Annotated in this window: 11 protein-coding genes; all 11 read left to right on the top strand. The window is 59.5% G+C overall.

All coding sequences use genetic code 11. From position 1 onward, the window contains the following. On the top strand, positions 1-231 hold a 231-nt coding region (locus VEZ52_RS10840), incomplete at its 5' end, for an NADH-quinone oxidoreductase subunit A (protein ID WP_324836821.1). Beyond that, positions 219-761 (top strand): NADH-quinone oxidoreductase subunit B family protein, encoded by a 543-nt coding sequence (locus tag VEZ52_RS10835; RefSeq protein ID WP_324836820.1) that lies wholly within the window; start codon positions 219-221, stop codon positions 759-761. The genes VEZ52_RS10840 and VEZ52_RS10835, both read left to right, overlap by 13 nt. Continuing rightward, the gene (locus tag VEZ52_RS10830) at positions 743-1,303 is read left to right on the top strand and encodes an NADH-quinone oxidoreductase subunit C (protein WP_324836819.1); all 561 of its coding nucleotides are present in this window, start codon (positions 743-745) and stop codon (positions 1,301-1,303) included. Before VEZ52_RS10835 ends, VEZ52_RS10830 begins: the two co-directional genes overlap by 19 nt. Continuing rightward, a complete protein-coding gene (gene nuoD / locus VEZ52_RS10825) occupies positions 1,296-2,606 on the top strand; it encodes an NADH dehydrogenase (quinone) subunit D (RefSeq protein WP_324836818.1) in 1,311 nt (436 codons plus the stop codon). Before VEZ52_RS10830 ends, nuoD begins: the two co-directional genes overlap by 8 nt. A gap of 81 nt (positions 2,607-2,687) precedes the next feature. Next, on the top strand, positions 2,688-3,656 hold the full coding sequence (gene nuoH, locus VEZ52_RS10820) for an NADH-quinone oxidoreductase subunit NuoH (protein WP_324836817.1): 969 nt from the start codon (positions 2,688-2,690) through the stop codon (positions 3,654-3,656). 23 nt (positions 3,657-3,679) lie between these two features. Continuing rightward, positions 3,680-4,369 (top strand): NADH-quinone oxidoreductase subunit NuoI, encoded by a 690-nt coding sequence (nuoI, locus tag VEZ52_RS10815; protein ID WP_324836816.1) that lies wholly within the window; start codon positions 3,680-3,682, stop codon positions 4,367-4,369. 165 nt (positions 4,370-4,534) lie between these two features. Then, a complete protein-coding gene (locus VEZ52_RS10810; protein ID WP_324836815.1) occupies positions 4,535-5,122 on the top strand; it encodes an NADH-quinone oxidoreductase subunit J in 588 nt (195 codons plus the stop codon). Beyond that, complete coding sequence (gene nuoK / locus VEZ52_RS10805) at positions 5,119-5,421, top strand: NADH-quinone oxidoreductase subunit NuoK (RefSeq protein ID WP_324836814.1); 303 nt, start codon at positions 5,119-5,121, stop codon at positions 5,419-5,421. Before VEZ52_RS10810 ends, nuoK begins: the two co-directional genes overlap by 4 nt. Positions 5,422-5,423: 2 nt before the next feature. Further along, positions 5,424-7,352, top strand: coding sequence for an NADH-quinone oxidoreductase subunit L (gene nuoL / locus VEZ52_RS10800; RefSeq protein ID WP_324836813.1), 1,929 nt, complete (start codon positions 5,424-5,426; stop codon positions 7,350-7,352). Positions 7,353-7,370: 18 nt separating this feature from the next. After that, the gene (locus VEZ52_RS10795; protein ID WP_324836812.1) at positions 7,371-8,864 is read left to right on the top strand and encodes an NADH-quinone oxidoreductase subunit M; all 1,494 of its coding nucleotides are present in this window, start codon (positions 7,371-7,373) and stop codon (positions 8,862-8,864) included. Between the two features lie 296 nt (positions 8,865-9,160). Continuing rightward, positions 9,161-10,545: NADH-quinone oxidoreductase subunit N (locus VEZ52_RS10790; protein ID WP_324836811.1), on the top strand; the 1,385-nt coding region annotated here is incomplete at its 3' end.

The raw sequence follows: 10,545 nt of genomic DNA, 5'->3' as shown, positions 1-10,545 counted from the left end.
TCCGGCAATGAGCCAACCGCCGAGCCGCGCACGCGTTTTTCCATCAAATTTTATTACGTTGCCATTCTTTTTGTCATCATCGATGTGGAAGCCATCTTCCTCTACACCTGGGCAGTGGAGTTTGTGCGTCTGGGCAGCCTTGGGCTGGCGGAAATGCTGACCTTCATGACCCTGCTGGTGCTGGCCTACGCCTATGCCTGGAAAAAGGGGGCCTTTGAATGGGTGAAGTAGAAACTCGCACCGCCGCGCACGACGGCCAGCCCCTTGCGGTGCACAAGGACGGCCTGCGGTTTTTCCCCGGCGCCAACGCCGTGCTCGGGCCGCTCAACGCTCTGGTCAACTGGGGCCGTTGCGGTTCCATCTGGCCGGTGACCTTTGGCCTTGCCTGCTGCGCCATCGAAATGATGGCCACAGGCGCGTCAACGCACGATCTTGACCGCTTTGGCATCATCTTTCGCGCCAGCCCCCGGCAGGCAGACTGCATGGTGGTGGCCGGGACCCTGAGCAAAAAAATGGCCCCGGTGCTGCGCAGAGTTTATGACCAGATGCCCGAGCCGCGCTATGTGCTCGCCATGGGCAGTTGCGCATGCAGCGGCGGGCTTTTTCAGTCGTATGCCGTAACGCAGGGCGTGGATCAGATTATTCCGGTAGATGTCTATGTGCCGGGCTGCCCCCCGAGGCCGGAAGCGCTTTTTGACGGCTTTATCAAGTTGCAGGAGAAAATTAACAAGGAGCAATTTCGATGGAGTCCCTGGAGATAGCGCGTCTGCTGCGTGAGGCTTTTCCGCAGGAAGTGCTCGACATACAGGAGTTTCGTGGTCAGACGGCAGTGCTGCTGCGTCACGGTCGCATCCTTGATGTGCTGGTCTACGCCAGGGAGCATTTTGACATGATGCACCTGCGCTCGCTCTGCGGGGTGGACAATAGCCGTCGCAAGCAGGAGGGCCTTGGCGCGTTTGAGGTCGTCTACAACCTGTATTCCGTGAATCAGCGCAGTGCCCTGCGCCTGCGCGCCCAGCTGGACGATCCCGATGCGGGCATTGATTCCGCCGTGCCCTTGTGGCCTGTGGCCAACTGGCTTGAGCGCGAGGTTTTTGACCTCATGGGCATACACTTCAGGGGGCACCCTGACCTGCGCCGCATTCTGCTGCCGGATGACTGGCAGGGCCATCCCTTGCGCAAGGCCTATCCTGTGCGCATTCCCTCGCGCGGCGTGCCTGAATGGTCTGGCCTGACAGAATTGCGCGAACACGCCAGGGCTGCGGACGCTCTGAGCTGGCAGGGGGGAGAAAAGCATGAGTGAAATCCGCAAGCAGAGCCTTGAATGCCCTGTGCGTCACGGTCAGCCTGTGGGGCGCCAGAACGTGCAGGAGCTGCTGGGCAGGGAACTGCCAGAAAACGCCGACGACGTTGACTGCTTTGACGACGGCGATGAGGATCGCACCAGCCTGCGCCTCGGGCCGCAGCACCCCGCCACGCACGGCGTGTTGCGCCTTGACCTTGAGCTTGAGGGCGAAACCATTTTGAGCTGCGACCCGCAGGTGGGCTATCTGCACCGCGGCTTTGAAAAAATGGCCGAAACCTTCACCTACGCGCAGGCCCTCACCCTCACCGACCGGCTGGACTACATCGCCGCCATGTCCAACAACACGGGCTACTGCCTTGCGGTGGAAAAGCTGCTGGGCGTGCAGGCTCCGCTACGGGCGCGCTACATCCGCACCATTGCCTGCGAAATGTCGCGCCTTTGCTCGCATCTGCTCTGGCTTGCCACCCACGCGCTGGATATCGGGGCCATGACCGTCTTTCTGTATTGCTTCCGCGAGCGCGAAATACTGCTGGATCTTTTTGAAGACCTCTGCGGCGCACGCCTCACCCTGACGTATCCGCGCATCGGCGGCGTGCGGCAGGACGTGACCGGGCGCTTCATGGACGGCTTGCAGGATTTTCTCAATATCTTTCCCAAGCGCATACTTGAGTACGAAACCCTGCTCGATACCAATCGCATCTGGTTGCAACGCACGGTGGGCGTGGGTGTTCTGAGCGGCAAGGAAGCCCTGGCCCTTGGCCTCACCGGGGCCTGTCTGCGCGGCTCCGGCGTGGATTACGACGTGCGTAAGCACGAACCCTACGATGCCTATGATCTGGTGGATTTTGAAGTGCCGCTGGGCAGCGATGGCGATATTTACGCCCGCTACCGCTGCCGCATGGAAGAAATGCGCCAGTCTGTGCGCATTCTGCAACAGTGCGTGGACCAGCTCCCCCCCGGCGCGACCCTCGCGGCAGACGCTCCCGACCTGCTCATGCCCTACAGGGCGTGGCGCAGCGAGGCTGAAACAGCGCTTTTTGGCGGCAGCCTGCGACAGGTCATGCACGACAACAATATCTACATGCCCGGCGATGTGTACGTAGCCACCGAGGCCCCCAAGGGCGAACTTGGCTTCTACTTTGTGAGCGACGGCAGCAGCAGGCCCTACCGAATGCACGTGCGCGGCCCGTCGTTTATCCATATCGGCGCGCTGGCAAGCATTGCCCCAGGCGGGCTTATAGCTGACCTTATCGCCAATATCGGCAGCATGGACGTGGTGCTGGGAGAATCTGACCGGTAAACAGGGGGGCTTGCCTGCAAGGCCTCTGGGCTGCGCAGGACAAACCGGGTTTACGGCTACAACCAATCTGGCAGGGAAACCATGAATGTTCTGGTAATTGTGCTGCAACTTCTCGTGCTTCTGGTCGTCGTGCTGCTGCATGTGGCCTATGCCACATACTTTGAGCGCAAGGTCATCGGCCATATGCAGATGCGCATGGGCCCCACCCGCGTGGGCTGGCTTGGGCTGCTGCAACCCATTGCGGACGGCATCAAGAGCTTTTTCAAGGAAGACATCATCCCCTCCGCGGCAGACAAGCCCATCTTCATGCTGGCCCCCATCATCTGTCTGGTGCCTGCCTTTGCCTCGCTGGCGATCCTGCCGTGGGCCGAGGGCTGGGCTTTGTCCAACATCAATATCGGCCTGCTTTTTGTGTTCGCCATGAGTTCGCTTGGGGGCTACGGGGTCGTGCTGGCGGGTTGGGCCTCAAACTCCAAGTTCAGCTTCCTTGGCGGGTTGCGGGCCTCGGCGCAGGTAATCAGTTATGAAATCGCCATGGGCCTCAGCCTCGTGGGCGTGATGCTGCTCTCCGGCTCGCTCAATCTGGGCGACATTGTGGCGGCGCAGGGCGATTCGTTTTTCGGCATGTTCGCCTTCCGCCAGTGCATTGGCTTTTTCATCTTTTGCGTTGCCATGCTGGCGGAAACCAACCGCGTGCCCTTTGACCTGCCCGAGGCCGAAAGCGAGCTTGTTTCCGGCTATTGCACGGAATACAGCGGCATGCGCTACGCCCTGTTTTTCATGGCCGAATACACGTCCATGTTTGTGATGGCCACGGTGGGCGTGGTCTGCTTTCTGGGCGGCTGGCGCGGCCCGGTGGAAGTGGGCTTTTTCCCCCCGTTCTGGCTGGTGCTCAAGGTCTACGGCGTCATGTTTTTCTTTTTCTGGGTGCGGGCCACGCTGCCGCGTTACCGCTACGACCAGCTCATGGCCCTTGGCTGGAAGGTGCTTATCCCTCTGGCGCTCTTCAATATTGTGATCACTGCTTTGGGCAAGGCCCTGCTGGGCTAGGGCCTCTGACGAGGAGAGCAAAGATGCAGATTCAGTACAAAGCGCCCCGCAACTGGCTGCAAACCCTGTTGCAGACAGAAATAGCCCAGGGCATGGCCCTGACCTTGCGGCGCATGTTCAACCGCCCCATCACGCGGCAATATCCGGAAGAAAAACCCGTGGTCGCCGCTGGTTTTCGCGGGAGGCATGCCCTTGTACGCGACGCCGCAACCGGCGAGAGCCGCTGCGTTGCCTGCATGCGCTGCGCGCGGGTGTGCCCCTCGCACTGCATACGCATTCGCTGGAGCCGCGCCGCAGATAACAGCCGCGTGGTGGATGCCTATAACATCGACGCCCTGCGCTGCATTTTTTGCGGCTACTGCGCAGAGGTCTGCCCGGTGAACGCCATTGTGCTGACGGAAGTCTATGCTTACGCCGCCAACGGGCGTTCGGCCTTCAAGTTTGACAAGCAGGCCCTGCTGGACAACTGGGACGATTTTGCGGCGCAGAAGGGCGACATGAAAGGCTATGTGAACCCCCTGTGCCGCCCCCGCAATATGCCCGAAGGCGCACTTGCGCATGCCAAACGGGTGGCGGTGGATGCGGAATGGAGCGGAGCGGAGCAGTGGGTGGGCAAGAATCACCGCGCTGCGCCTGCTCACGCGCAAAGTACGGAGCCGATCCCGAGCGTGCCCGGCCATGGTCAGACAAATCAGGACGGTGCTGCGCAATGATCTGCCCAAAATCTGTGCTGATCTGCGGCAATGCCTGTGCGTTGCAGGCCCCCCTGCCCACAGCGGAAAAGGCATGCACGGCAGGACGGGCGGTGAGCGTGGATGACAGGCCTCCTTGCGGAGGCATCCTGGAACAGAGCGCAAGTCCACTGCGGAGGTGGAACGGTGTTTGGTGAAATATTTTTTCTATACTGCGCCTTTGTCATAACCGTGTGCGGCGTGCTGGCTATCAGCCTGCGCAATCCCATTCACTGCGTATTGCTGGTGCTGCTGCTGTTCTTCCACATGGCGGCGGTCTACCTGACCTTGCAGGCCGAATTTCTGGCAGCCATACAGATCATCGTCTATGCCGGGGCCATCCTGGTCATGTACCTCTTTGTGCTCTTTCTGGTGAACCTGCAACGCGAGTTGCGGCTGCCTGCCCTGACCTCCAAGCCCATCGTGGGCTACACGCTGGCTGCTGCCCTGTGCGGCGGCATGCTCTGGGGCGTGGCTGGCTTTGTACCGGGCGGCAAGGGCCAATGGCCCCTTGAAGCCCTGCGCGAGGTCACGCACACCAGGGCCTTGAGCCGCGAGCTGTTCACCAACCATTTTCTTTCGCTGGAAATTGCGGGCGTGCTGCTCTTGGTGGCTCTGGTAGCTGCCCTGACCCTGGCGCGCAGGCAGCCCGTGTGCACACCCGCCCCGGCGCTGACCCAAGACAAGGCCTGCCCCTGCGCGAGCGGCAACAAAGACCAAGGAGGCGCGGCGTGATTCCCCTTTCCTGGTACATGGCGCTGGCAACAGTGCTTTTTTGCATAGGTGTGGCCGGGTTCCTGACGCGCCGCAACATTATTGTGATGCTGCTCTCGCTTGAGCTGATGCTCAACGGCGTCAATCTTAATCTGGTGGCCATGAGCTATTTCATGGACGCGCTGCGCGGGCAGGCTTTTACAATTTTCATCATTACTGTTGCCGCCTGCGAGGCAGCAGTGGGGCTTGGCATTGTCATCTGTCTGTTCCGCAGCCACAAAAGTGTGCGCAATGAAGACATAACAACGATGCGGGGGTAAACATGCCAATATACTTGCTGCTTATTCCTCTGTGCCCCTTGCTGGCCTTTGTGCTCACCCTGATCTGCGGCCGCCAATGGGGCGAGCGAGCCCACTGGCTGCCCATTGCAGCCATTGGCGTCTCCCTTGTTTGCGCCTTGCTTGCCCTGCGCGATGTGCTGGCGGGCAATATCGTCAATGCCGATGTGCATACCTGGATAGCCTCCGGCAACCTGCGCGTGACCTTTGGCTTTCTGGTGGATCAGCTCACGGCGGTCATGCTGGTGGTGGTTACCAGCGTCAGCACCCTGGTGCACATTTATTCCGTGGGCTACATGCGGGGTGAAAAGGGCTATTACCGCTTTTTCGCCTATCTTGGCCTGTTTTCTTTTTCCATGCTCATGCTGGTCATGGGCAACAATTTTTTGCAGCTCTTTTTTGGCTGGGAGGCTGTGGGGCTTTCGTCCTACCTGCTCATCGGCTTTTATTACGAAAAGGATTCCGCCTCGGATGCGGGCAAGAAAGCTTTTATCGTCAACAGGTTCGGCGACTTTGGCTTTTTGCTCGGGCTGTTCTGCATCTTCACCATTTTTGGAAGCCTGCACTATGCGGATGTGCTGCCCCAGGCCGCCGTGCTTGAGGGCATGACCTTTACCCTGTGCGGTTATGCGGTCAGCGCGCCTACGCTCGTCTGTCTGCTGCTGTTCTGCGGCGCGGTGGGCAAGTCGGCCCAGCTTCCTTTGCATGTGTGGCTGCCCGATGCAATGGAAGGCCCCACCCCGGTGAGCGCGCTTATCCACGCGGCCACAATGGTGACGGCGGGCGTGTTCATGCTGGCGCGCTGCAATGCCCTGTTTGCGCTGTCGTCCACGGCCTTGGCGGTCATTACGGTAGTGGGCGCGGTCACAACGCTCTTTGCCGCCACCATCGCGCTCACGCAGACCGACATCAAGAGGGTGGTGGCCTATTCGACCATCAGCCAGCTGGCCTACATGTTCATTGCCTGCGGCGTGGGTGCCTACGGCGCTGGCGTGTTCCACCTGTTTACCCATGCCTTTTTCAAGGCCTTGCTCTTCCTCGGTTGTGGTTCGGTGATTCTGGGCATGCACCACGAGCAGGACATGCGCTCCATGGGCGGGCTTGGCAGGTATATGCCCATTACCAGCGCAACCTTTTTGCTTGCCTCGCTCTCCATTGCCGGTGTGCCGGGGCTGGCTGGCTTTTTCAGCAAGGACGAGATTCTGCTCATGGCCTTCAACGCGGGGACGTTTACGGGCTATCTGGCCTGGGGCGTGGGCGTGCTGGTGGCCTTTATGACGGCTTTTTACTCCTTCCGCCTGTATTTCAGCGTGTTCACGGGCCAGTTTCGGGGGACGGAACACCAGCGCGAGCATCTGCACGAATCGCCGCGAGTGGTCACTGTCCCTCTGCTGGTGCTTGCCGTGGGGGCTGTGGCCTCCGGCTGGCTGGGCATTCCGCATGTTCTGGGCGGCTCCAACCACTGGGCGGAGTTTCTCGCCCCGGTGACGGGGCACCCGCATGTGCATGTTTCCGGCGCGGTGGAGCTTGGGCTGATGGCTGTTTCCGTAGCTGCTGGTTTTGCGGGCATCGGCTTGGCCTGGCTCATGTATTGCCGCAGCCCGGAACTGCCCGGCAAGGTGGCAGAGGCTTTTGGCGGTCTGTACCGATTGTTTTCGCGCAAGTACTGGGTGGACGAAATCTATGTGGCCTGCCTTGTGCGGCCCACGCTGTGGCTGGCGGATAACCTGCTGCTGGGCGTGGTGGACACGCGCGGTATTGAAGGCGTGGTCAACGGCGTGCCGCGCGCCATCGGCAGATTGTCCTCAAGCCTGCGCAGGCTTCAGGACGGGCAGGTGGCGCATTATCTGACATGGCTGGCCGGGGGCGCAGCAGCGCTTTTGCTGGTATTGCAACTGGGCTTTTTTTCCTAACAACGGCGGGGAGATCGCATGTCTGTACCTGTTCTTTCCTTGCTCATCTTTGTGCCTCTGGCGGGTGGGCTTTCCCTGCTGGCTGTTGCGCGCCGCAACGAAGAAACCATCAAGCTGGGCGCGCTTGCCGTCTGCCTGATTGAGCTGTGCCTGAGCTTTGTGGCCCTGGGCCGCTTTGATAAAAGCCTGTGGCAGATGCAACTGGTGGAAAACTGCGCGTGGATTGAGAGCCTGAACATCAATTACGCTCTGGGCGTGGACGGCATAAGCGTGCTGTTTCTGCCCCTGACGGCCCTCATAACCCTGATGGGCGTTGCGGTGTCGTACAAAAGCATCAAGGTCAAGGCCAAGGAGTTTTTCATCAGCCTGCTGCTGCTTGAAAGCGCAATGGTGGGCGTGTTTTGCGCCACAGACCTCATGCTGTTTTATATTTTCTGGGAAGCCATGCTCATTCCCATGTTCCTGCTTATTGGCGTGTGGGGCGGGCCGCGCCGCATTTACGCCACAATTAAGTTCTTTCTGTACACCCTTTTGGGCAGTTTGCTGATGCTGCTGGGCATCATCCTGCTGTACCTCAAGGGGGGGCATACCTTCGACATCACGGCGCTGGCGCGCAACGACTTTGATCCCCGGCTGCAACTGTTGCTGTTCTGGGCCTTTTTTGCCGCCTTTGCGGTCAAGGTGCCCATGTGGCCCGTGCACACCTGGCTGCCAGACGCGCATACCGAAGCGCCCACGGCGGCCTCGGTCATTCTGGCCGGCGTGTTGATCAAGATGGGCGCATACGGCTTTTTGCGCTTCTCGCTGCCTTTGTTTCCCTATGCCGCATGGGTGCTGCTCAAGCCCATGCTGGTGCTTTCCGTCATCGCCATCGTGTACGGCGCGCTGGTCTGCCTTGCGCAGACGGACGTCAAGCGGCTCATCGCCTACAGTTCCGTCAGCCATATGGGTTTTGTGACTCTGGGGCTTTTTGCGCTGACCCAAAAGGGCGTGGAAGGTTCCATTTTACAGATGATCAACCACGGCATAGTGACGGGCGCGCTCTTTCTGGGCGTAGGCATGCTCTATGACCGCACCCATACGCGCGAGATCAAGGTCTACGGCGGGCTGGCCTCGGTCATGCCAGTGCTGGCGGCCTTTTTTATGGTCTTTACCCTGGCGGCGGTGGGTTTGCCCGGCACCAACGGTTTTGTGGGCGAATTCCTGATCCTGCTCGGCGGTTTTGAACGCGCGCCCTGGGCTGCGGTGGTGGCGTCTTCCGGCCTGATACTGGGCGCTTGGTACATGCTCTGGCTGTATCAGCGCGTGTTTTTCCGTCAGGTGTCTGAAACCGTGCGCGGTCTGGTTGGGGAAAAGCTTGATGGGCGCGAGATAGCCATTTTGCTGACCATGAGCCTGCTTATTGTGGGCATCGGCATCTTTCCCAACGTGTTGCTGGAATACATGCACGCAACCGTGGAACATCTGGTGGCAGATACCCAGCAGGCCTTTGCGGTTTTTGCCGCAAACTAGAGCATTTCAACTTTGAAAAGGTTAAATGCTCTACCGCTGCACGAGAGTGCAGCGCGCCACAACGTGGCGTGGATTCTGCCGAAAATCGCATTTTTCGGCAGAATGACACCTTTGAAATGTGAAGCATTTCAAAGGTAATCTGGTCTAGACGACATCGCGGGCAGGCCGGCACAACGCTGTTCCGGCCCCCGCGCACAGGCAATAAATGTTTGCGCCCCCGCCACAGGCCATGCATGGCCCATACAGATGGCGGACAACGTGCCTTGAGGCACAAGGGCAACACCATAGGAGCTATCATGACAGCCATATCCGTAGCGCCTCTTTCGGCCCTGCCATTGCTGAAAGAACTTCCGGCCCTGCTGCCGGAGCTGACGCTCTTGGTCACGGCCATCGGCCTGCTGTGCGCCGACATGTTTTTTCCAAGGGCGCGGGCTTTTCTGCAATGGCTGACAGTCGTTGGTGCAATAACGGCTTTTGCAGCAATTGTAGCAGTTTCTGCGGGCGGCGGGAGTGTTTCTTTTGACGGAATGTTCCGCGCTGACGGCTTTGGAGCGCTCTTTAAAGCCATTTGCGTAGTAGCACTTGCTTTTACGGCGTTAATGAGCGAAAGTTTTTTTTCACATGCCCAAATGCGTCAGGGCGAATATTACTGCCTTGCAGTATGTTCAACACTGGGCATGTGCGTGATGGCTTCGGCTGGCGATCTCATTGTGCTCTATCTGGGGCTTGAGCTCATGGCCCTGCCCATTTACGCGATGGTTGCCCTGCGCACTGGCGATCCGCGCAGCAGCGAATCGGCTATCAAATATTTTTTGATGGGCAGTTTTGCTTCGGCTCTTTTGCTTTTTGGCATGTCCCTGCTGTACGGGCTTACCGGGCATACAGAGCTTGCGCAGATCGCTGCGGCACTGCCTGTTGCCGCAACCGGGCAGACCATGCCCGCCCTGGTAGTTGCTTTGGCGCTCATGCTGGCAGGCATGGGGTTCAAGGTAGCTGCCGCGCCCTTCCACGTGTGGGTGCCTGATGTGTACGAAGGCGCGCCCACAACCGTGACCGCCTTTATGTCTGTGGCGGCCAAAACGGCCAGTTTCGCCGTGCTTGCGCGCGTACTGGTCATGGCCTTGCCGCAACTGGGCGCTCAGTGGAGCGGGGCGTTGGCCTTGATGGCCGCATTGACAATGCTTCTGGGCAATATCGCTGCCGTAATGCAGACAAGCCTTAAACGCATGCTGGCGTACTCTGCCATAGCTCACGCGGGTTATGCCCTCTTGGGGCTTGCCGCGTGCACAGCCGACGGCCTGCGCGCCACGGCGGCGTATTTGACCATTTACCTGTGCATGAACATGGGTGCCTTTGCCATCATGGGCTACCTTGCCGTGTACGGGAAAAAACAGGGAAATAATCCTCTGGCTGATGCGGGTGAAGACCTGGATGATTACTCGGGCCTTGCCGCACGACATCCCGCCCTTGCTGCGGCCATGCTGGTTTTTCTTTTTTCCCTGACGGGCATTCCGCCGACTGCGGGCTTTATGGGCAAATTCATGCTCTTTAAAGAAGCCTTTTCGGCAGGGTATACGGTAACGGTGCTTGTGGCTGTGATCAGCAGCACCATTTCCGCATGGTATTATCTTGGAGTGGCACGACGCATGTACATGCAGGAGGCCCCGGCAAATCACCCCGC

This window comes from Desulfovibrio sp. (genome assembly GCF_035644575.1).
Lineage (GTDB): Bacteria > Desulfobacterota > Desulfovibrionia > Desulfovibrionales > Desulfovibrionaceae > Desulfovibrio.
Note: the sequence above shows the minus strand (reverse complement) of the source record. Positions and strands in the feature narration are given on the sequence as shown.